This is a genomic window from Georgenia alba (assembly GCF_042665525.1).
Taxonomy (GTDB): Bacteria; Actinomycetota; Actinomycetes; order Actinomycetales; family Actinomycetaceae; genus Allobogoriella; species Allobogoriella alba.
This window is the reverse complement of sequence record NZ_JBHTCQ010000002.1, coordinates 599,533-620,908: the sequence shown is the minus strand read 5'-3', so window position 1 is coordinate 620,908 and position 21,376 is coordinate 599,533. Positions and strand designations below refer to the sequence as shown.

Annotated in this window: 20 protein-coding genes; 4 read left to right on the top strand and 16 right to left on the bottom strand. The window is 73.4% G+C overall.

Annotated elements, in window-relative coordinates; genetic code table 11:
- Nucleotides 1-47: 47 nt before the first annotated feature.
- The 12 genes from ACFQQL_RS12710 to hrcA form a co-directional block, all read right to left on the bottom strand.
- On the bottom strand, nucleotides 48-752 hold the full coding sequence (locus ACFQQL_RS12710) for a hypothetical protein (protein ID WP_382394907.1): 705 nt from the start codon (nucleotides 750-752) through the stop codon (nucleotides 48-50).
- Nucleotides 753-795: 43 nt separating this feature from the next.
- Nucleotides 796-2,421, bottom strand: a complete 1,626-nt coding sequence (locus ACFQQL_RS12705; protein WP_382394905.1) for a serine/threonine-protein kinase — start codon at nucleotides 2,419-2,421, stop codon at nucleotides 796-798.
- Nucleotides 2,418-3,860, bottom strand: coding sequence for an FHA domain-containing protein (locus ACFQQL_RS12700; protein WP_382394903.1), 1,443 nt, complete (start codon nucleotides 3,858-3,860; stop codon nucleotides 2,418-2,420). The genes ACFQQL_RS12705 and ACFQQL_RS12700 overlap by 4 nt, the downstream gene beginning before the upstream one ends.
- A gap of 5 nt (nucleotides 3,861-3,865) precedes the next feature.
- A complete protein-coding gene (locus ACFQQL_RS12695) occupies nucleotides 3,866-4,711 on the bottom strand; it encodes a PP2C family protein-serine/threonine phosphatase (RefSeq protein ID WP_382394902.1) in 846 nt (281 codons plus the stop codon).
- A gap of 96 nt (nucleotides 4,712-4,807) precedes the next feature.
- Nucleotides 4,808-6,316: an alpha/beta hydrolase family protein gene (locus ACFQQL_RS12690; protein ID WP_382394900.1), complete on the bottom strand. Its 1,509-nt coding sequence runs from the start codon at nucleotides 6,314-6,316 to the stop codon at nucleotides 4,808-4,810.
- A gap of 282 nt (nucleotides 6,317-6,598) precedes the next feature.
- Complete coding sequence (gene era, locus ACFQQL_RS12685) at nucleotides 6,599-7,588, bottom strand: GTPase Era (protein WP_382394898.1); 990 nt, start codon at nucleotides 7,586-7,588, stop codon at nucleotides 6,599-6,601.
- The gene (locus tag ACFQQL_RS12680) at nucleotides 7,585-8,865 is read right to left on the bottom strand and encodes a hemolysin family protein (protein WP_382394896.1); all 1,281 of its coding nucleotides are present in this window, start codon (nucleotides 8,863-8,865) and stop codon (nucleotides 7,585-7,587) included. Before ACFQQL_RS12680 ends, era begins: the two co-directional genes overlap by 4 nt.
- 10 nt (nucleotides 8,866-8,875) lie before the next feature.
- The gene (gene ybeY, locus ACFQQL_RS12675; protein WP_382394895.1) at nucleotides 8,876-9,328 is read right to left on the bottom strand and encodes an rRNA maturation RNase YbeY; all 453 of its coding nucleotides are present in this window, start codon (nucleotides 9,326-9,328) and stop codon (nucleotides 8,876-8,878) included.
- Nucleotides 9,329-9,340: 12 nt separating this feature from the next.
- Complete coding sequence (locus tag ACFQQL_RS12670) at nucleotides 9,341-10,369, bottom strand: PhoH family protein (protein ID WP_382394893.1); 1,029 nt, start codon at nucleotides 10,367-10,369, stop codon at nucleotides 9,341-9,343.
- Between the two features lie 101 nt (nucleotides 10,370-10,470).
- Nucleotides 10,471-11,244, bottom strand: coding sequence for a 16S rRNA (uracil(1498)-N(3))-methyltransferase (locus ACFQQL_RS12665; protein WP_382394891.1), 774 nt, complete (start codon nucleotides 11,242-11,244; stop codon nucleotides 10,471-10,473).
- 2 nt (nucleotides 11,245-11,246) lie between these two features.
- On the bottom strand, nucleotides 11,247-12,377 hold the full coding sequence (dnaJ, locus tag ACFQQL_RS12660) for a molecular chaperone DnaJ (protein WP_382394889.1): 1,131 nt from the start codon (nucleotides 12,375-12,377) through the stop codon (nucleotides 11,247-11,249).
- A 63-nt stretch (nucleotides 12,378-12,440) separates the two neighbouring features.
- Nucleotides 12,441-13,460, bottom strand: a complete 1,020-nt coding sequence (gene hrcA, locus ACFQQL_RS12655; RefSeq protein ID WP_382394887.1) for a heat-inducible transcriptional repressor HrcA — start codon at nucleotides 13,458-13,460, stop codon at nucleotides 12,441-12,443.
- A 116-nt stretch (nucleotides 13,461-13,576) separates the two neighbouring features.
- Here hrcA and ACFQQL_RS12650 point away from each other — a divergent pair, with 116 nt between their 5' ends.
- Complete coding sequence (locus tag ACFQQL_RS12650; protein ID WP_465254057.1) at nucleotides 13,577-14,470, top strand: DUF3097 domain-containing protein; 894 nt, start codon at nucleotides 13,577-13,579, stop codon at nucleotides 14,468-14,470.
- Here the strand turns inward: ACFQQL_RS12650 and hemW are convergent.
- Genes hemW through lepA form a run of 3 tightly spaced genes read right to left on the bottom strand, consistent with a single transcriptional unit; the run spans nucleotide 14,467 to nucleotide 18,267 of the window.
- A complete protein-coding gene (gene hemW, locus ACFQQL_RS12645; RefSeq protein ID WP_382395382.1) occupies nucleotides 14,467-15,777 on the bottom strand; it encodes a radical SAM family heme chaperone HemW in 1,311 nt (436 codons plus the stop codon). The genes ACFQQL_RS12650 and hemW overlap by 4 nt on opposite strands.
- Nucleotides 15,743-16,396, bottom strand: coding sequence for an MOSC domain-containing protein (locus tag ACFQQL_RS12640; protein WP_382394883.1), 654 nt, complete (start codon nucleotides 16,394-16,396; stop codon nucleotides 15,743-15,745). The genes hemW and ACFQQL_RS12640 overlap by 35 nt, the downstream gene beginning before the upstream one ends.
- Nucleotides 16,393-18,267 carry a translation elongation factor 4 gene (gene lepA, locus ACFQQL_RS12635; RefSeq protein ID WP_382394881.1) on the bottom strand — a complete coding sequence of 625 codons (1,875 nt, stop codon included), beginning with the start codon at nucleotides 18,265-18,267 and terminating at the stop codon, nucleotides 16,393-16,395. The genes ACFQQL_RS12640 and lepA overlap by 4 nt, the downstream gene beginning before the upstream one ends.
- Nucleotides 18,268-18,422: 155 nt before the next feature.
- Here lepA and ACFQQL_RS12630 point away from each other — a divergent pair, with 155 nt between their 5' ends.
- The 3 genes from ACFQQL_RS12630 (at nucleotide 18,423) to rpsT (ending at nucleotide 20,073) form a co-directional block, all read left to right on the top strand.
- A complete protein-coding gene (locus ACFQQL_RS12630) occupies nucleotides 18,423-18,998 on the top strand; it encodes a hypothetical protein (RefSeq protein ID WP_382394879.1) in 576 nt (191 codons plus the stop codon).
- A 17-nt stretch (nucleotides 18,999-19,015) separates the two neighbouring features.
- Nucleotides 19,016-19,597 (top strand): type II toxin-antitoxin system PemK/MazF family toxin, encoded by a 582-nt coding sequence (locus ACFQQL_RS12625; RefSeq protein WP_382394877.1) that lies wholly within the window; start codon nucleotides 19,016-19,018, stop codon nucleotides 19,595-19,597.
- 215 nt (nucleotides 19,598-19,812) lie between these two features.
- Nucleotides 19,813-20,073 (top strand): 30S ribosomal protein S20, encoded by a 261-nt coding sequence (rpsT, locus tag ACFQQL_RS12620; RefSeq protein ID WP_382394876.1) that lies wholly within the window; start codon nucleotides 19,813-19,815, stop codon nucleotides 20,071-20,073.
- A 97-nt stretch (nucleotides 20,074-20,170) separates the two neighbouring features.
- On the opposite strand, the gene ACFQQL_RS12615 is transcribed toward rpsT, so the two are convergent.
- Nucleotides 20,171-21,322 carry a glycosyltransferase family 4 protein gene (locus ACFQQL_RS12615; RefSeq protein ID WP_382394874.1) on the bottom strand — a complete coding sequence of 384 codons (1,152 nt, stop codon included), beginning with the start codon at nucleotides 21,320-21,322 and terminating at the stop codon, nucleotides 20,171-20,173.
- Between the last annotated feature and the right edge of the window lie 54 nt (nucleotides 21,323-21,376).

Below are 21,376 nucleotides of genomic sequence, written 5' to 3'. Positions count from 1 at the left end.
CCGTCCCATGGGGAGCGCTCCCCATCGGGTGGGCCTCCCCTGGCTCCTCAGTCGCCGTCGTCCGCGGGGTCCGCCTGGTCCAGCAGCGCAAGCTGGTCGGCGGTGACCAAGCGCGACGCCACCGCGTGCTCGACGAGCCGTGCACGCCGGTTCACCGCGAGCTTGCCAGGCCCGCCGCGCAGGCCGCGGACCCCGTGGCGGTGGAGCTTGTCGCAGACGTTGTCCAGCTTCCGGTTGAACCGGGTGATCGCCCACCCCAGCCGGGCGGCCGCCTCCTGCGAGGTGGGGATCGACGTCGTGGAGCCGCGTCCGGTGAGCACGGGCTCGGCGAGGGCGAGGACGAGCTGCAGCTGGGACTCGGTGAAGGTCACCGGACCGATGGTCGTCTCGCCGATCTCCACCTCCTCGGCCGGCCGGGTGGGCAGGAAGGTCGGGTCGTCGTTCTCCAGCAGCAGCTCGTAGGTGGTGGGGCCGGCCGTGAACAGCACCGTGGTCCGTGCGTAGACGACCGGGAGCCGGGCGCCGGGCGAGAGCCACGCCTGGGTGTTGCCGTCCGGGTCGGCGATCGTCGCCGACAGCCGGGAGCCGACGTTCTCCAGCCACCACAGGCCGGCGTGCTGGGTGATCTCGAGGAACCTTCGGTGCAGGTAGGGGTTGTCGTCGATCTCGAGCGGCCCCTCCCTGCCGATGACGAACGGTTCGGTGTCGGACACCTCGAACCAGTCACCGGCGAACTCCACCTGCATGCCCATCGTCAGTCCCCCTCCGTCGGTCTCTTGACAGGGCTCTCCACGCTCACCGGACGCATGTCGTCGCCGGCACGTTCGAGGTCTGGCCGTTCGCCAGCCGGAGCTTCACCGCGACGCACACCTCGTCCGGGGCGTCCTCGACGACCGCCCGGGCCTCGTCCGTCGGGAACACGTCGGGTGGCGCCCCCGGCTCGGTGCGCTGCCAGGTGAAGCCGATCTCCTCGGGATCCTCGACATCCCGGGGAACGCCCCAGGTGAACGTCACGGTGTCTCCCTGACGTCGTCCGTCGAGGTCCACCGGCGAGGGGACCGCGTCCGGGACGACCACGGTCTGGTTGCCGGTCGGAGTGGGGTCCTCCCCCGGCCCGCCGGTGTAGCGACCCGCGAGGTAGATGACGCCCGCAGTGACCACGAGCGCGCCCACGGCGGCGACGACGGTCAGGACCACGGAACGACGGCGCGACCCGCCACCGTCCTCGGTTCCGGCGTCGCCGTAGCCCTGCGGTCCGTACGCGTAGCCGACATACCCCTGGTGACCGGGATGACCGCCCTGGGCGTTGCCGGGCGCGCCGCCCTGGGGCGCGACCTGGCCGGGCCGCAGCCGCGTCGCGTCGTGCTGACCTCCCTGCGGCGCCACGGTGACCGCGCCGCGGAGCGCGGTCGCGTCCTCGCCGGACCGGGCGGCCGTCCCCCCTGTGCCGGCGTGCGGATCCACCTCGACGACGTGCCGGACCACGGTCCGTTGGTCCGCGCCGTGCGGGGCGCTCTCGGAACCCGGCTGGCCCCCGCCGAGCCAGGAGGTGTCGGGCAGCTCGATGTCGGTCAGCGGCAGGCGCATCTCCTGCTCGACGAGCTGCAGCGCGCGGCCCATCTCGAGCGCCGAGCGATAGCGCTGCCGCGGGTCCTTGGCCATCGCCTTCGCCAGGACCCGTTCGAGGGAGGCGGGCACGTCGCCCCGCCCGATCGGCGGGACCGGGTCGCGCCGGATGCGCATGGTGAAGTCGAGCCGGCTGTTCGGCCCGCCCGGGCGGCTGAACGGCGAACGTCCCGCGAGCAGCGTGTACACGGTCGCCCCGAGGCTGTAGACGTCGCCCTCCACGCCGGGGACGGTGGTGCCGTCCACGGACTCCGGCGGCGCCCAGGGGATGGAGAGGCCCGCCGTCTCCTCGAGCATCGTGGACGTCAGGCCGGCGATGCCGAAGTCGGTGAGCGCGGGGCGCCCGTACTCGTTGGTGAGGATGTTCGCCGGCTTGATGTCGCGGTGGACGATGCCGGCGCGGTGCGCCGTCTCGAGGGCGCCGGCGAGCCGCACCCCGATCCCCACCGCCTCCGCGACGCCGAGCGGACGCACCTTGATGCGCTCGGCGAGGTTCGGCAGCGGGCAGTACTGCATGACCAGGTACGGACGGGCGTCGGCGGACTCGCCGGCGTGGTACAGGTCGACGATCGAGGAGTGGCCGGACAGCGCGGCCATGAGATTCGCCTCGTCGATGAACTGCTCGCGCGGCTGCCCCTCCGTCGCCTCCTTGGTCAGCACCTTGATCGCCACGCGCCGCCGCGGCATGTGCTGGGTGTAGAGGTAGACGTCGGAGAACCCGCCCGAGCCGAGAACCTTCTCGAAGGTGTAACCGGGCAGGTCGGGATGCTCAGCAGGGGCGCGACGCGGGCTCACGTGCCACCCTCACCGCCGGCCATGACCGTCGCGGTGACCCCGGTGCCGATCTCGATGACCCCGCCCGGCGGTACGGGCACGCCGGAGCCCGGGTGCAACCGGAACGACGGCTGGCCGGGCAGGAAGACGACGGTGCCGTTGGTCGAGTTCATGTCGGTGACCACCACGTGGTCTCCGGCCGGGCGGATCTCGACGTGCGTTCCCGAGATGTCGCGCTCCGGGTTGGTGACGGTGACCAGCCGCGGCACCTCGCTGCCGCGGAAGCGGGAGGACTCCGGCGCCCGGCCGAGCAGCAACGGCTGGGTGATCGCGATCGCCGTGCCCGTGGACATCAGCAGCTGCAGACCCTGCGCCGGGGGCTCGGCGAACGGCTCCTGGTACGGCGTCGCGGCCGCGTCGTCCGGGAGCTCGGGCAGCTCGGACGGCATCACGGTCTCGCCGTCGTGGTCGCCCTCGTCCCACGCGGGGACAGGCTCGGCAGCGGCCGGCATCCCGGCGTACGTGCCCTCACCCGATGTCGAGGCGTACGGGCCCTCGCCCGCTGTCGAGGCGTACGTGCCCTCGGCCGCGCCCGCGGCGTCAGGCGAGGTACCGGGCACGACCGGACCCGAGGGTGGCACAGCCGCCGGCTCGATCGGCGGCGTCGGACCGCCCGGGAGGGGCACCGCGGACGACGACCCGCCATGCCGCGCCCACGGCACCTCGGAGATGATGCCGCTGGTCGGGGCCGTGGTCGTGCCGGTGACCGCCTCGTCGTCCTCGGGCGGCCGGGTCAGCTCGGCCTCCCGCTCGTCCGGCGCACGGATCGCCTCCGACGGCCCGTGACCCGCCGTCGGGTCCACCGGTTCCGCGGCCGGTGACTCGGGATCCGCCGTCGTGCGGCCGATGGCGGCCGCGAGCGCCGGCGCCTTCATCAGCGTGAGCTCGAGGTCCTCCTCGTCCTGGTCCGCCGGCTCCGCGGCCACCTGCAGGCCGGCACGAAGGTCGTCGTCGCCGTCGTCCCCGACGCTGCGCAGTGCCGAGACGAGGGCAATCCCGGCGCCCACGGGCAGCCAGGTCTCCTCGTCGGCGGACGCGGTGCCGGCACCGCTGATGGTGAAGTCGTCACCGGGCAGCACCGCCTCGCGCCAGGTGGTGAAGCCGGCAGCGCTGATCGTCTCGCCCCCGACCTGGACGCTCAGGTCGCCACGCACCAGGATGCCGAGCCCCTCGGGGCGCGCCTCGACCATCGCGAAGGACGGCAGCGTCCGGATCCCGCGGGTCGCCAGGTGCTCCACCCAGGTGCCGAGGCGCGACCCGCTGCGCGTCAGCCGCCACAGGTCCCGCGCGGCCGCGACCCCCAGCTCCGGGTGCAGGACGGCGACCGACCGTTCGTTGACGATGGCGATCCAGGTGCCCGTGCGGTACTCGTGCACGACCGAGCCCGTGCTCGTGCCCATTCCGGTCATCTCCCCTCGCCGCCCGGGAGCGTCATGCTCAGGTCCTCGTCGTCCTCTTCTACCCCACCGGGCGTGCGCGCCGTCGTGTCGTCCGCGCTCGCCTCGTCCGGTGCGTCCACGACGAGCGCCGTGACGTTGTCGCTCGCGCCTCCGGTCACCGCGTGCCGGACCAGCGCGGCAGCGGCCTCGCCCGGGTCCGCCACGGTGGCCAGCACGGCGGCGATCGTGTCGTCGTCCAGCTCCCCGTTCAGGCCGTCCGTGCACACCAGGAGCCGCTCGTCCCGCTGCACCCGCAGCATCCAGAAGTCGACCTCGCAGTCGGGACCGGTGCCGATCGCCCGGGTGATGACGTTCCGCCGCGGGTGGGTGCGCGCCTCGGTCGCGTCCAGCGTGCCGGCGTCCACCATCTCCTGGACGAGCGAGTGGTCGACGGTCACCTGGTGCAGCCGGCCCCCGGAGAACCGGTACACGCGTGAGTCCCCGACGTTCAGCACCAGCCAGTACAGCTCGTCGCCCTGCTCGGTGAGCACCGCGCCGGCGACGGTGGTGCCCGCCACCGGGTCCCGGCCGTCCGTCTCGACCCAGCCGGCGACGACCTCCTCGGCCATCGTCCGCCGGATCGTCGCCGCCGCCTCGCGGACGACGTCGACCACAGCCTGCGCGGTGATGTGCCGTGACCCGCTACCGGCAAGCCCACGGAAACCCTCGACGACCGTCTGGCTGGCCATCTCCCCCCGCGCGTGCCCACCCATGCCGTCGGCGACCACGAAGACCGGGTCCTTCGCGAACGCGGCGTCCTCGTTGACGCTGCGCCGGCCACCGGCGTCGCTGGCCACACCCCACTGCGTCAACGTCCCGCCCCTTCTGCCGTCCTCACCACCCCATAGGGTGCCATGACCTGCGCATGACCGACTCACGCGGTCGGTGAGGCGTCTGGGCGCAGGAACCTACAGCACGGTCGGGTAGACGCCCCAGTACGCGGCGGACGTGAGCAGCACGAGGCTCCCGGCGACCACGCTCGCCACCGGCAGGAGGGACGCGACGAGCCCGGCTCGTCCGCCGCCGCGTCGTGGGCCGCGGTCGCGCCACGTGCGGCGGCCGGCGACGACGGTGAGGACCACCATGGCGGCAGCGAGCACGCCGGCGCCCTGGACCACGAGCCACCCACCCTGGACGAGCACCGCGTCGTGGTCGTAGTTGAGGGCGAGCGACGCCACCCCCGCCAGGTAGGCGACGAACAGCACCCAGGTGGCCAGTGTCGCCATCGTGAGCCCCGCGGTGAGGCGTCCGACGCCGTGGTGGTCCTGCATGCGCCGGCGACGGCGGACGATCCCGACAGCCAGCGCACCGGCGCCTCCGACCAGGAGCAGCCCGAGGCCGGCCACCAGGGTCAGGACGATCATGTCACCCGTGGCGTACCACCGCGGGCGGTCGACGGCGTCGACCCGGAACGACTGCACCGGTTCCGCCCCGGCGATGACCGGCGACGCGCCGGCCGTGTCCGGAAGTCCCTGGACCCAGCGCGACAGGTCCCTCGGGAACGCCGGGACGAGGACGTCCTCGATCCGGATGCCGTGGTTCGCGCCCGCGTAGTACCGGATGGTGTAGTCGTCGTTGTCCGCCGCGTCCAGGTCCTCCGCGAGCACCTGGGCGCCCTGGACGATCGGCATGGAGGTGTCCGCAGCGCCGTACACCATGAGCACCGGCTGGGTGAGCTGCTGCTGGTAGGGACGCACGTCGAAGTCGAAGTACTCGAAGCCCCCGCCCGGGAACGATCCGCCGATGAGACGCGGGATGGCCCGCAGCAGCCGGTCGGGCACGCCGACGTCACGCAGGTAGTTGTCGGCAGCGAACGCCCCCTGCTCGCGGATGGGCAGCACCGGGGCGGAGACAAGCACCACGAACGCCACGGCGTCCTGAAGCACCGCGGCGACCGGCGCGGACATCGCACCCTCGCTCTCGCCGTACACCCCGACCCGGCTCGCGTCGACGCCGGGCCACTCCCGGAGCACGCCGAAGGAGTCCAGGTAGTCCTCGGCCATGGCGACGTAGTCCCGGTCGCGCGTGCTGTAGGTGTCGCTGCGCTTGTCCGGGACCATCGTGACGATCCCGGCGCTGGCCAGGTCCCGGGTGATGTCACCGAAGTTCTCGTGCGTGGCGGTCCCGGCCCCGTGCATGAAGAGCACGCCCGGCCGCTCCCCCGCGGCACCGACCGGCGCGGCGATCGTGGCCTCGACCGTCACGCCCTCCTCGAGGGGGACCTCGACCACCTCGGTCGTGACGTCGTACGTGCCGACGGGATCGGTCCGTGCGTCGGAGCCGATGGTGGTCTCCGTGGCCTGCGGCACGATCGTCTGCTCCAGCGGCTGCGGGTTCCAGCCGGGACCGGCGAGGGACCCGACGAGCCCGAGGAGCAGGACCAGCACGATGCTGGCCCCCAGCCGGCGATACCTCACCTGGTCAGGGTAGTCACCGCACCCGGGTCAGCCGGCGACCCGCCCCGCAGCCGCCACGACTCGTCTGGAAAGAACGTCTCGTTGTACAAGACGAAACTTCCAGGCGAGAGCGAGGGGCGAGGGTGAGCGGCCACGCGGAGAGGACGAGGGGGCGTGCCGGAGGCTGGCTGGGCCTGGCACGGAGCAAGGAGGAGCGAGGAACGAGCGACGACGAGCGGAGCGGACCGCCTCCGGCACGCCCCCTCGTCCTCGGAGCCCCAGCCTCGGAGCCCCAGGCACCGCTCAGAACCCCAGGCGCCCCAACAGCTTCGGATCGCGCTGCCAGTCCTTCGCCACGCGGACGTGCAGGTCGAGATAGACCCGCGCGCCGAGCAGCGCCTCGATGCCGGTGCGCGCCCGCGTGCCCACGTCGCGCAGCCGGGACCCGCCCTTGCCGATGACGATGGCCTTCTGCGAGTCGCGCTCGACGTAGATGTTCACGTGCACGTCGAGCATCGGCGGGCGTTGGTCGCCCTCGCGCCGGGGTCGCTCGACGATCTCCTCGACGGCGACCGCCAGCGAGTGCGGCAGCTCGTCTCGCACGCCCTCCAGCGCCGCCTCACGGACGAGCTCGGCGACCATGACCTGCTCGGGCTCGTCGGTGAGCTCCCCCTCGGGATACAGCGGCGGGCCGGGTGGCAGGTGCCCGAGCAGGACCTCGGTCAGCACGTCGACCTGCTCCCCGGTGACCGCGGAGACCGGGACGATGTCGGCGAACTCGCGGTGCTCCTTCCCGAGGCGGTCCACCGCGATCAGGTGCTCGGCGAGCCGGTCTCGCGGCACGGTGTCGGCCTTGGTGGCGGCCGCCACCACGGGCGTGCGGAGCTCGGCGAGCTCACGCGCGATGTACCGGTCGCCGGGCCCGATCTTCTCCACGGCCGGCAGGCAGAACACGACGACGTCGACCTCGCCCAGGGTCTCGCGCACCAGGTCGTTGAGGCGCTGCCCGAGCAGGGTGCGGGGCCGGTGCAGACCCGGGGTGTCGACCAGCACGAGCTGCCCGTCCGGGCGGTGCACGATGCCGCGGACCACGTGCCGCGTGGTCTGCGGGCGACCGGAGGTGATGGCGACCTTCTCGCCCACCAGTGCGTTGGTCAGCGTGGACTTCCCGGCGTTCGGCCGGCCCACCAGGCATGCGAACCCGGACCGGAAGTCCTCGGGCCACTCCGTCGGCACCAGCCCGGCGAGGGCGTCCGTCTCGCCGGTCAGCTCGTCGTCGCTGGGAAACCTCATGCCTCGACCACGTCCTCCGCCTCCGGCGCCCGGGACACCACCAGCGTGGAGACCCTCCGCCGTCGGCCTTCGACACGCTCGGCAACCAGGTGCAGCCCGAGCACGTCCACCTGCGCCCCGGCCAGCGGGACCTTGCCGAGCGCCTTGGCGAGCAGGCCGCCGGCCGAGTCCACGTCGTCGTCGCCCACCTCGAGGCCGAACAGCTCGCCGAGCTCGTCCACCGGCAGCCGGGCCGGCACCCGGTAGGTGCCGTCCCCGAGGTCCTCGACCTCCGGCTCGCCGACGTCGTGCTCGTCCACCATCTCCCCGACGAGCTCTTCCAGCAGGTCCTCGATGGTCACCAGGCCCGCGATGCCGCCGTACTCGTCGACCACCATGGCGATGTGCACGCTGCCCGCCTGCATCTCCCGCATGAGCTCGTCGACCGGCTTGGTCTCCGGCACGAAGCTCGGCTCCCGCATGAGGTCCGAGACCGTCGCCGACTCGGGGTCCCGGCCCCGGTGCACGCGCGCGATGACGTCCTTGAGGTAGAGGACCCCGCGCAGGTCGTCGGTTGACTCCCCGACCACCGGGACACGGGAGTAGCCCGAGCGGGTGAAGAGGCTGAGCGCACGACGCAGCGTCTCGTCCGCGTCGACCGTGACCATGTCGGTGCGCGGCACCATGACCTCGCGGGTGAGGGTCTGGCCGAGCCGGAAGACGGACTGCAGGAGCTCCCGCTCCTCCTCCTCGATCTCCTCCGACTCGCTCACCCGGTCAACCATGTCGCGCAGGTCCTCCTCGCGCTCCTCGCGCGCCTCGACCTCCGTCTGGGTGGGTCGTGGGGACAGCGCCCGGACCAGGGTCCCCACCCCGCGGGCGGCCGAGCCGAGCGCGGTCAGCATCGGCGCGACGGCGGCCAGCACCGCGGTCGGGTTGCGCTGACCGAGCCGCCGCGGCGAGACCCCGACGACGACGGCGAGGAGCAGTGCCGTGGTCGCTACCGACACGGCCAGCACCTGCCACCATCGCTCCAGCAGGTCCGCGACGGCGAGGGTGAGGCACACCGCCGCCGTCATCTCCGCGAGAACACGCACGAACGCGGCGCCGCCGGCGGCGTCGTCGCGACGCTCGAGCAGCTGCTCCACCCGGTCGGTGCGCCGGCCCGGCTCCATCTCGGCGACCGCGGCGCGGGTGACCCGCTGCAGCGCAGCCTCACCCGAGCTGAGGACCGCCCCGAGGACCAGGCCGCCGAGCGTGAGCGCGAGCAGCCACCACTCCGGGATCTCACCCCTCATCGTGCGTGCCTCACCGCCCGGCGAGGAAGGTGAGCAGGAGGCGCCGCTGCAGGGCGAACATCTCCTTCTCCTCCTCCGGCTCGGCGTGGTCGTAGCCCAGCAGGTGCAGGATCCCGTGCGTGGTCAGCAGGAGCAGCTCCTCGACCGTCGAGTGCCCAGCCGCCTTGGCCTGGGCCACGGCGACCTCTGGGCACAGCACGATGTCTCCCAGCGTCCCCTCCACCGGGTCCTCGCCGCTGCGGCCCGGGCGCAGCTCGTCCATCGGGAAGGACAGCACGTCGGTGGGTCCGGGCTCGTCCATCCAGCGCTCGTGCAGCTCGGACATGACGTCGGTCGTCACGAACAGGATCGACAGCTCCGCCTGCGGGTGGACGTGCATCTCGTCCAGCACGTACCGGGCGAGGGCGGCGAACTCCTCGCCGTCCACCTCGTGGCCGGACTCGTTGGTGACCTCGGTGCTCAAGACCGCGTCTCCTCAGCTCCGCCGCGGGCGCGTCGGCTGCGTGGTGGCGTCCCAGCGTTCGTAGGCGTCGATGATGTCGCCCACCAGGCGGTGGCGGACCACGTCAGCGCTGGTCAGGCGGCAGAACGTCACGTCGTCGATCCCGTCGAGGATCTCCTGGACCACCCGCAGCCCGGAGCGCGTCCCGGCGGGCAGGTCCACCTGGGTGACGTCGCCGGTGACGACCACCTTGGAGTCGAAACCGAGCCGGGTCAGGAACATCTTCATCTGCTCGGGCGAGGTGTTCTGCGCCTCGTCGAGGATGATGAACGAGTCGTTCAGCGTCCGTCCCCGCATGTAGGCCAGCGGCGCCACCTCGATGGTGCCCGCCGCCATGAGCTTCGGGATCGACTCCGGCTCGAGCATGTCGTGCAGGGCGTCGTACAGCGGCCGCAGGTAGGGGTCGATCTTGTCGGTGAGCGTGCCGGGCAGGTACCCGAGGCGCTCCCCCGCCTCCACGGCCGGCCGGGTGAGGATGAGCCGCCGGATCTGCCGGGCCTGCAGCGCGCCGACGGCCTTGGCCATGGCCAGGTACGTCTTGCCGGTGCCCGCGGGCCCGATGCCGAACGTGATGGTCGAGGAGTCGATGGCGTCGACGTACCGCTTCTGCCCCAGGGTCTTCGGACGGATCGTCCGGCCCCGCGCGGAGAGGATGTCGGTGGTGAAGACGTCGGCGGGCCGTTCCGGGCCGGCGTCGCGCAGCATCGTCACCGCACGGTCCACCGCGTCGCCGCTGAGCGGCTGGCCGGACCTCGCCACCGAGACGAGCTCCTCGATCAGCTTCTCGGCGGTGCCGACGTCGCCACTCGGGCCGGTCAGCGCGATGACGTTGCCACGGACGTGCACGTCCACCGTCGGGAAGCCTCGCTCCACGGCCCGGAGCGCCTCGTCGCGCTGACCGAGCAGGATCACCATCGGGACGGACTCGGGAACCGTGACCTGATGCTGGACGTGGCCGACGGGAAGGTCGGCGGACGGTTCGGGCGCAGGTTGCTGCGACATGGTTGCGGGCCCTGACGGCCCTGGTCTCCCTCGCTTCGGGTGCCTGCCGCGGGTGCGCGGCGTCGCACCAGGATATCGGCCCGCGCCGTGCCCGGGCAGCGTCATTCCCAGCGGCCCGTGCGGGACGCCAGCACGCCCAGCGCCGCAGGCCCCGCGGTGGAGCTGCGCATGACGTGCGGTCCTGCCCGCACCACCTGCGCGCCGGCGTCCCCGAGCGCCGCCAGCTCCTCGTCGGTGATGCCGCCCTCGGGCCCGACGACGACCACCACCTCGGTGTCCGCCTCCCGCTGCGGCAGAGCCACGGTCGTGAGCGACGTCGTCGCCGCCTCGTGCAGGACGAGCACCGTGCCGCCGCCCGCCACGGTCCCCGCGACGGCGGTCCGCAGTCCCGCGGTGGTCACCAGGTCCCGCACGGCCGGGAAGCTCGCCCGACGGGACTGCTTGCCGGCCGCCGTCGTCACCGCCTCCCAGCGGCGCCGCCCCTTGGCGGCACGCTCGGGCTTGCCGGTCCAGACGGAGACCGATCGGTCCGCCTGCCACGGCACGACGGCGTCGACGCCGAGCTCCGTCGCGGCCTCGACGGCCTGCTCGTCCCGGCCGCCCTTCGCGAGGGCCTGCACGAGCACCAGACGGGGCGCCGGGCGCGGCTCGTCGACGACCGCCGTCACGGACACCGTCAGTCCGTCCCGCTCCGCCGCCACGACCGTCCCGGTCACGCGGCGGCCGGCGCCGTCGACCACGTCGACCTCCTCGCCCGGGCGCAGCCGCCGCACCGTCGCCGCGTGCCGCGCCTCGTCCCCGCGCAACGTGATGTCCTCGCCGGGGCGGGCGGCACCCAGGACCGCCGCCTCGGCGTGGAAGACGGGACGCGTCACGCTCAGCGTCCGGCGAGCTTCTCGCGGAGCCGGGAGAAGACGCCGGAGCCCGAGGCGGCCAGCCGGGGCTCCGGCCGCTCCTCGCCGCGCAGGGTCGCCAGCTCCGCGAGCAGCTCACGCTGACGATCGTCCAGCCGCGTGGGCACCTGCACGTCGACGTGGACGTGCAGGTCGCCGCGGCCGGACCGCTGCAGGTGGCCGACACCGAGCGCGCGCAGCGTGTACACCTGCTCGGGCTGGGTCCCGGGCTCGATGTCGATCTCCCGCTCACCGTCGAGGGTCTCCAGCACGGTGACGGTGCCGAGCGCGGCGGCGGTCATCGGCAGCGGCAGGGTGCAGTGCAGGTCGTCGCCGCGGCGGACGAACACCGGGTGCGGCTGCTCGCGGATCTCCACGTACAGGTCGCCGGCGGGTCCCCCGCCCGGGCCGACCTCGCCCTGGCCGGTCATCCGGATGCGGGTGCCCGTCTCCACACCGGACGGGACGTCCACCCGCAGCGTCTGCCGGGTGCGCACCCGGCCCTCGCCGGCGCAGTCCTGGCACGGCTCCGGGATGACCGTGCCGTGGCCCTGGCAGGCGGAGCAGGTGGTGGTGGCCATGACCTGACCGAGGAAGGACCGGGTGACCCGCTGGACCGAGCCGCGGCCGTGGCACACCTCGCAGGTGCGCGGGGAGGTGCCGGGGCGGCAGCAGGTGCCCTGGCAGGTGGGGCAGACCACGGCCGTGTCCACCTGCAGCTCCTTGGTGGCGCCGAACACGGTGTCGACGAGCTCGACGTCGAGGCGTACGAGCGCGTCCTGGCCGCGCCGGGCACGCGGCACGGGGCCGCGGGTGGTGCCGCCCGCCGCGGCACCGAAGAACGTCTCGAAGATGTCGTTGAAGCCGCCGAACCCGCCGAATCCGCCACCGGCGCCCTGACCGCCCAGGGCCGACTCCCCGCCCATGTCGTACAGCTGTCGCTTCTCCGGGTTGGAGAGCACCTCGTAGGCGCGGCTGATGTCCTTGAAGCGGTCCGCGGCGTCGGGACCTGCGACGTCGGGGTGATGGGTGCGGGCGAGCTTGCGGTAGGCCTTCTTGATCTCCTCGGCGCTCGCCTGGCGGGAGACACCCAGGATCTCGTAGTAGTCGTTCACCGTGGCTCTCTCTGCTGGGGCTTGAGTCGTGGGGCGGTGCTCGGGTGGCGGCGTCGCGCGGCGTCAGCCGGCGAGGATGCGCGAGAGGTACCGGGCCACGGCGCGCACCGACGCCATGGTGCCGGGATAGTCCATGCGGGTGGGTCCGAGGACGCCGAGCCGCCCGACGCCCTCCGACGGTTCCTCACCACCGTAGATGCTCGTGACGATCGCCGCCTCGGACAGCGCCTCGTCCTTGTTCTCGGAGCCGATGCGCACGGCGATGGAGTCCTGCGCCATCTCGGAGAAGAGCTTCAGGAGCACGACCTGCTCCTCGAGGGCCTCCAGGACCGGCGAGATGGTGCGGGTGAAGTCGAGGTCCGCGCGGGCCAGGTTGGCGGTGCCGGCCATGACGATGCGCTCCTCGGCGTCCAGCCGCAGGGCGTCCTTCAGCTGCTCGGCCACCGCCTCGACGAGGTCGCGGTGCTCCGGGGCGAACTGCTGCGGGAGGGCGTCGAGCTCGGGGGTGATGGTCTCGAGCTTCCGGCCGGCACCGATGACGTTCAGGTGCGCCCGCAGCTCGCCGACGACCTGGCCGTCGAGGTCGGAGACGGTCTCCACGGTCCGCTGCTCCACCCGTCCGGTGTCGGTGATGATCACCACGAGGAGCCGCTCCGGGCCCAGCGGCACCAGCTCGAGGTGACGCAGGCTCAGCCGCTTGAGCGACGGGTACTGCACGACGGCGACCTGGTGGGTCAGCTGCGCGAGCAGCCGCACCGTCCGCTCGACCACGTCGTCCAGGTCGACCGCCTCGTCCAGGAGACCCTGGATGGCACGCTTCTCCGCCGTGGACAGCGGCTTCACGGTCCCGATCCGGTCCACGAAGAGGCGGTAGCCCTTGTCCGTCGGGATGCGCCCGGCCGAGGTGTGCGGCTGGGCGATGAGGCCGTCCTCCTCGAGCACCGCCATGTCGTTGCGGATCGTGGCCGGGGACACGCCGAGGCTGTGCCGCTCGACGAGCACCCGGGAACCGACCGGCTCCCGGGTGGAGACGTAGTCCTGCACGATCGCGCGCAGGACGTCGAGCCTACGTTCCTCGCTCATCCGGCCTCCTCCCGGCACTCTTCGGCACTGGTGTCCGTCAGCACTCTCCTGCCCCGAGTGCTAATGCTACGCGCCACGCGCCCCGGCTGCCGCGCACCGGCGACCGGCACACCTAGATTGCCAGAGTGACTGCAGACCGTTACGGCACCGACGTCCTTGCCTCCGACCCGCACCGGTCCGGCGCCTACGCGCACCGGCCGACGACGACCGAGCGGCCCGCCGAGCCGGGTCTCGTGGTCGAGGAGGTCGCAACGGGCTGGGTGGGCGCCGTGGTCGGCGTCGAGAAGTCCGGCGGGGTCCACCTGGTGGTGCTGGAGGATCGTCGCGGCGCCACCCGGTCCTTCCCGCTCGGTGCCGGATTCTGGGTGGACGGCAAGCCCGTCCGGCTGACGGCGCCCGCCCGGCAGCGGCCCGCGTCCGGGCCGCGGACCGCCGGAGGCCGGGCGTTGACCGCGTCGGGGTCGATCGCCGCGCCCCAGCGGAGGGCCAGGGTCGCCCGGGCGTCCCGGATCTGGGTCGAGGGCCGGCACGACGCGGAGCTGGTGGAGCGGGTCTGGGGCGACGACCTGCGGGTCGAGGGCGTCGTGGTCGAGCTGCTCGACGGCGTGGACAACCTCGAGGCGGCGCTCCGGGACTTCGGGCCCGGCCCGACACGCCGGGCCGGCGTCCTGGTGGACCACCTGGTGCCCGGGTCGAAGGAGCAGCGGATCGCAGAACGGGTCCGGCGCGGTCCGCAGGGTGCGCACGTGCTCGTCCTCGGCCACCCGTACGTCGACGTCTGGCAGGCGGTGCGACCCGAGCGCGTGGGACTGCGGGCCTGGCCGGACGTGCCCCGCGGGCAGGACATCAAGGTCGGCACGCTGCGGGCCCTCGGCTGGCCGCACGCCGACCAGGGCGACGTCGCCCGGGGCTGGAAGCGCATCCTCGGCCGGGTGCGCGACTACAAGGACCTCTCCCCCGCCCTGCTGGGCCGGATGGAGGAGCTCATCGACTTCGTCACGGCGCCCTAGGTCAGCGCCCGCACGACGGCGTCCGCGAGGAGCCGTCCGCGCAGCGTGAGGACGACCCGCCCGGTCTCGGCCGGCCCCGGCTCGACCAAGCCCTCGCGCACGAGGTCTGCCAGCGCGTGCCGGTACCGCGGACGCAGCGCACGGCCCTCCGGCGCGAGATCCACGCCGGACGCCAGCCGCACACCGAGCATGATCCGCTCGGTCTCACGCTCAGCCACGTCGAGCACCTCGCGGCCGACGGCCGGGCTGAGCCCCTCCTCGAGGCGTCTCGCGTAGGCCAGCGGGTGCTTGACGTTCCACCACCGCACACCTCCGACGTGGCTGTGCGCGCCGGGCCCGACGCCCCACCAGTCCTGTCCGCGCCAGTACGCGAGGTTGTGGCGGGAGGCATGGCGCGGGACCTCCTCGGGCCCGTCGCCGGCGTCCGTCCGCGCGAAGTTCGAGACCTCGTACCACCGGTAGCCGGCGGCGGTGAGCATCTCGTCGGCGAGCTCGTACTTGCGGGCCGCGTCGTCGTCGTCCGGCATCGCCAGCTCCCCGCGCCGGACGCGCACGGCCATCCTGGTGCCCGGCTCGACCACCAGCGCGTACGCCGAGATGTGGTCCGGGGCCATCTCGACGGCGGCCGCCAGGCTCGCGCGCCAGTCCTCGAGAGTCTCGCCCGGGGTGCCGTAGATGAGGTCGACGGAGACCTCCAGACCCGCCTCCCGGGCCCACCGCACCACGTCGGGCACGCGGGCGGGGTCGTGGGTGCGGTCCAGCGTCGCCAGCACGGCGGGTACGGCGGACTGCATCCCGAAGGACACCCGCGTGAAACCCGCCTCGGCGAGCGCCACGAGTGCGGCGCGGTCCACCGAGTCGGGGTTGGCCTCGGTCGTCACCTCGGCGCCGTCGGCGAGGCCCCAGGTGTCCCGGACGGCGCCGAGCATCCGGGCCAGGTCCCCGGGCGGCAGCATGGTCGGCGTGCCGCCGCCCACGAACACGGTGGCAACCGTCCGCTCCGGCATCCCGGCCGCGACGAGCTCGGTCTCGCCGAGCACGTCGGCGGCGAGCTCGATCTCCCTCACCGCGGTCTCGGCGTACGCCGCGGCGCTCGCGCCGCCGCCGAGCTCACCGTTCGTGTAGGTGTTGAAGTCGCAGTACCCGCACCGGACCCGGCAGAACGGGACGTGCAGGTACACCCCGAGATCCCGGCTGCGTGCGTCGGCGGCCGCGGAGCGCGGCAGGGCTCCGTCGTCGGGTGCGGGATCGCCGTCCGGCAGCTGCGGCACGTCAGTCGTCTCGGCGGTCCGCCGCGCGCTCCACATAGGCACGCAGGTAGTCGGCCATGACCCAGCCGTCGACGCTCTCCGCGGCGAGCAGCGCGCGTGCGTCGTCCGGGTGACGGCGGGTGAACCAGCGGGACACGGTGACCTCGTGCGGCGGCCGGTGCATCACGGTCACGGGGTCGCCGGCAGCCACCTCGCCCGGTGTGAGGACGCGCAGGTAGGCGCCCGTGCGGCCGTGGTCGCTGAAGCGCCGGACCCACCGCTCCTGCCGCAGCCACCTGCCGAACGTCGCGCACGGCGTGCGCGGCCCGGTGACCTCCACCTCGAGGCGCTCGCCGATCCGCCAACGCTCCCCGATCAGGGCGTCATCGACGACGACGCCGGAGGTCCGCAGGTTCTCGCCGAAACGTCCGGGCGGGACCTGCTCGCCCAGCTCGGACGACCACAGGTCCGCCTCGGCCTGGTCGTACGCGTAGAGCGCCTTCTCCTCGCCGCCGTGGTGCTCCCGGTCGGCCTGGACGTCGCCGCGCAGGCCGAGCCGCCCCGCCCGCACGCGGCCGGCCACGGCCCGCTTGTCGATCGCCGTGACGCCCACCGCACCGCCGTCCTCGTGCAGTGCCGCGACGCGGCACACGTGCGTGACACGGCCGGCGGTCACTGCTTCTTACCGGTGGGGGCGTCGGAGGTCAGGGCGGCGACGAAGGCCTCCTGCGGCACCTCGACCCGGCCGACGCTCTTCATCTTCTTCTTGCCCTCCTTCTGCTTCTCCAGCAGCTTGCGCTTCCGGGTGATGTCACCCCCGTAGCACTTGGCGAGCATGTCCTTGCGCAGCGCACGGATCGTCTCGCGGGCGATGACGCGGGAGCCGATGGCCGCCTGGACGGGCACCTCGAACTGCTGGCGCGGGATGAGCTCCTTGAGCTTCCCGGCCATGGAGACGCCGTAGGAGTAGGCCTTCTCGCGGTGGACGATCGCGGAGAAGGCGTCGACCTGCTCGTGGTTCAGCAGGACGTCCACCTTGACCAGGTCTGCCTCCTGGTCCCCGTCCGCCTCGTAGTCGAGCGACGCGTAACCGCGGGTGCGGGACTTCAGCTGGTCGAAGAAGTCGCCGACGATCTCGGCCAGCGGCAGCACGTACCGGATCTCGACGCGGGACTCCGACAGGTAGTCCATGCCACCCAGGTTCCCGCGCCGGGACTGGCACAGCTCCATGATCGCCCCGACGAACTCGCTGGGGGCGAGGATGGTCGCCCGCACCACCGGCTCGCGGATCGAGGCGACCTTGCCCTCGGGGAACTCGCTCGGGTTGGTGACCTTCGTCGTCGTCCCGTCCTCGGTGGTCACGTCGTAGGAGACGTTCGGGGCGGTGGAGATCAGCGAGAGGTCGAACTCCCGCTCGAGCCGCTCCCGGACGATCTCCAGGTGGAGCAGTCCGAGGAAGCCGCAGCGGAAGCCGAACCCGAGCGCCACCGAGGTCTCCGGCTCGTAGACGAGCGCGGCGTCGTTGAGCTTGAGCTTGTCCAGCGCGTCGCGCAGCACCGGGTAGTCCGAGCCGTCCACCGGGTACAGGCCGGAGAACACCATCGGCTTGGGCTCCCGGTAGCCCCCGAGCGCGTCCGTCGCGGGCCGGGTGGCCGTGGTGACGGTGTCACCGACCTTCGACTGGCGGACGTCCTTCACGCCGGTGATGAGGTAGCCGACCTCGCCGACGCCGAGCCCCGCGGAGGGCTTCGGCTCCGGCGAGATGACGCCGACCTCGAGGAGCTCGTGGGTGGCGCCGGTGGACATCATCTGGATCCGCTCGCGCGGGTCGATCCGGCCGTCGACGACGCGCACGTAGGTGACGACGCCGCGGTAGGTGTCGTAGACCGAGTCGAAGATCATCGCCCGTGCCGGCGCATCGGCCTCACCGACGGGCGGCGGGACCTCCGCCACGAGCCGGTCCAGGAGGTCCTGGACCCCCTCACCGGTCTTGCCGGAGACCCGCAGGCAGTCCTCCGGGTCGCCGCCGATGAGCCCGGCGAGCTCCTCCGCGTACCGTTCCGGCTGGGCGGCGGGGAGGTCGATCTTGTTGAGCACGGGGATGATCGTCAGGTCGTTCTCCATGGCCATGTAGAGGTTGGCCAGGGTCTGCGCCTCGATGCCCTGTGCGGCGTCGACCAGGAGGATCGCGCCCTCGCAGGCGGCCAGCGACCGGTTGACCTCGTAGGAGAAGTCGACGTGCCCGGGCGTGTCGATCATGTTGAGGGCGTAGATCCGGTCCGCGACCGCCCACGGCATCCGGACCGCCTGCGACTTGATGGTGATCCCGCGCTCGCGCTCGATCTCCATCCGGTCGAGGTACTGGGCCCGCATGGCACGCTCGTCGACGACGCCGGTGAGCTGGAGCATGCGGTCGGCCAGCGTCGACTTGCCGTGGTCGATGTGCGCGATGATGCAGAAGTTGCGCAGCAGGTCGGGCGGGGTCGCGGCCGGCGCCGGCTGCGCGGCCGCGCGGTCGACCTTCGAGCTGTGCGGAGCGGGTGACACGCGGTTCCTTCGTGCTCGGGATCTCGGGAGGGGCGGGCCCCATCGTCCCATGCGGGCCGGGCCCGCGGGCGCCGAGGGGTCGTGAGGGCGCGTGGCCGTGTTCGCCGTGGGACGATTCCGCGCTGCGGCGCGCGGCGGCGTGCGAAGGTGGAGGCATGGCTGGGCCCACTGCCACCGGCGACATGCTCAACCGGGTGATCCCGACCCTGGTGCGGGTCGCGCGGCGCCCGGGGGCGGCGTTGCTCACGACCGCGGCGGGCGCCGTCGGGCTGTTCGGCCTGCTCGCCGCGTTCCTCGGTACCGGCGGCTCGACGTGGGTCGCGTGGGTGCCGCTGGCGCTCGCGGTCCTCCTCGCGCTGCCGGTCCTCGTGCTGGCCGTGCGGCGGGAGCGCCTGCAGCGCCAGACCCGAGACCTGGACGTGCGCGTGGTCGGCGGGTCCGAGGTGATCGTCGTCGGTGCGGGCACCGACGACCCGGGCCGTCGCGCCATGGAGGAGGAGCTGGCCGTCCTCGACGACGCCGCCGCCGAGGGGACGCTGCGGACCGCACGGTTCCTGCCTCGGCTGGAGGCCGCCCAGCGCGCCGCCCGGGTGGCCGCGGGCGGCACCGTGAACGCCCCATACCTCGCCGACGACCTGCGGGTGACCGTGGTCGCGCTGCTGGGCACCCTCGGTGCCATCCCGCTCGGGCTGCTCGGCGCGTTCGTCACGGCGCTGCTGCTGGCGGCCTGACGCCTGGGCGCCCCGACATGAGCTCCTTCCTCCGCCGGGCCGCCGGGATCCTCGGCCGCTCGGCCGTCCGGGCCGCGCGGGATGCGGTACGTCGCCGTGGCGCCCGCCCAGGGCGGACTCCTCGCCCGACACCCCGGCCGGCACGCCGTCCCGGCAGCGGCCCGGGTGCCCCCGGTGGCCCTGCGACCCGGGTGTACGACGTCGGGCGGCTGGGTCTGCCCGCCATGGACTACCGACCGGAGCCGGACGGCCTGCCCGACCCGGGCGAGGTGGTGTGGACGTGGGTGCCCTACGAGGACGATCCCCGGCGCGGCAAGGACCGGCCGGTGCTCGTCCTCGCCCGGGTCGACGGCGCGTACCTGGTCGCCCAGATGACCTCCCAGGACCACGACCGCGACGCCGAGCAGGAGGCGCGCCACGGGCGCCACTGGGTCGACGTCGGCGTCGGCGGCTGGGACGCCCGTCGCCGGCCGAGCGAGGCACGCCTGGACCGGCTGCTGCTGGTGGACGCGGGCGCGGTCCGGCGATCCGGCGGCGCGGTGGGCGCGGACCGGTTCCGCGAGGTGGTCGCCGCGCTGCGGGCTCACCACGGCGGCTGAGGTCCACCGTGAGGAGACCCGGCTCACGCCGACGCCACCTGACCTGTCCGGTGCCCGGCTGGTAGCATCGACGCTCGGGTCAGCGCCCGGTCGGCGCAGGACCCAGCCACCGACCAACCACGAGGTATCCCCACGCCCCAGTCCCGGTCGCGGCGAAACCCTCACCGACCGCCCAAGACACATCGCTCCGGCGATTCGCACAAGGAAGACGGAACGTGGCGAACATCAAGTCCCAGAAGAAGCGCATCCTCACCAACGAGAAGCGGCGTCTGCGCAACCGGACCGTGAAGTCCGAGCTGAAGACGCACGTGCGCAAGGTCCGCGAGGCCATCGCCGCCGGTGACAAGGACGCCGCCGCCGCTGCGCTGCGCACCACCGGCCGCAAGCTCGACAAGGCCGCCACCAAGGGCGTCATCCACGCCAACCAGGCCGCCAACCGGAAGTCGAAGCTCGCCAAGCAGATCGAGAAGCTCTGAGGCACGGCTCCCGCCGACCTCACCGACGGCGCCGCACCATCGGGTGCGGCGCCGTCGCGCGTTCGGGCCGGATGGTCGGCAGGCCGGGCGGGCCCGCTCAGCCGGCGACCGGCCGCTCGAACGACGCCACGAGACGCGCCGCCCTGGCCTCGGCGAGGTCGATGACCGCGGCGTAGTGCCCCAGCAGGGCGTCGCCGAGCGCCGTCCAGGACCGCGGCAGCACTCGCCGCCGGCCGGCCTCCCCCATCCGGGCACGACGCGCCGGGTCCGCGGCCAGCAGCCGGACCGCCCCGGCCAGCGCGGCGTCGTCCTCCGAGGCGTAGAGGTAGCCCGTCTCACCGTCCGCGACGACGTCCAGCGGCCCGCCCGCCGCGGGCGCGACCACCGGGACGCCGCTGGCCATGGCCTCCTGCAGGGTCTGGCCGAACGTCTCGTGCGTGCCGGTGTGCACGAAGGCGTCGAGCACCGCGTACGCCCGGGCGAGCTCCTCGCCGTCCAGGCGCCCCAGGAACGTGGCGCCGGGCAGCCGCTCACGCAACGCGTCGCGTGACGGCCCGTCACCGACCACGACGATGCGGACGTCCTCCGGCGGCAGCGCCGCGAGCCGTTCCACCCGCTTCTCCGGCGCGAGCCGCCCGACGTACCCCACCAGCATCCGCCCGTCGCCCAGCAGGCGACGACGCAGCGCCCGCCCCTCCTCGCTGGTGCGGTGCCGCGGGTGGTACGTCTCGGCGTCGACGCCGCGGCCCCACCACGCGGTGCGCCCGATGCCGGCCACCGCCAGGTCGCGGAGCGTGGCGGTGGACGGGGCCAGGGTGATGTCGGCGTGGCTGTGCACCGTGCGCAGCCACCGCCAGATGCCCGGGGCCGTGGCGCTCAGCCCGTACTTCCGGGCGAAGCCCGCGACATCCGTCTGGAACACCGCCACGGTGGGGATGCCCCGACGGCGGGCGGTCATGAGGGCCTGCGCGCCGAGCGCGAAGGGGGCGGCCGCGTGCAGGACGTCCGGGGCGAAGCCGTCCAGGTGCCGGGCCAGGGTCGGGCTGGGCATGCCGGCCCGGAAGCCGCGGTAGCTGAAGGACGGCACCTCCCGGACGGGAAAGCCCGCGTAGCGCTCCGGTGCCGGACCGGGGCAGACCACGAGGGCCTCGTGGCCGCGCGCGGCGAGGTGGTCCAGGACCCGGAGCACGGACGTCGTGACCCCGTTCGCCGAAGGGACGAACGACTCGGTCACGATCGCGACTCGCACACGGATACGGTCCCGCGACGAGGTGTCGGGGTGACGACGGGGCGCGGTGTGTCC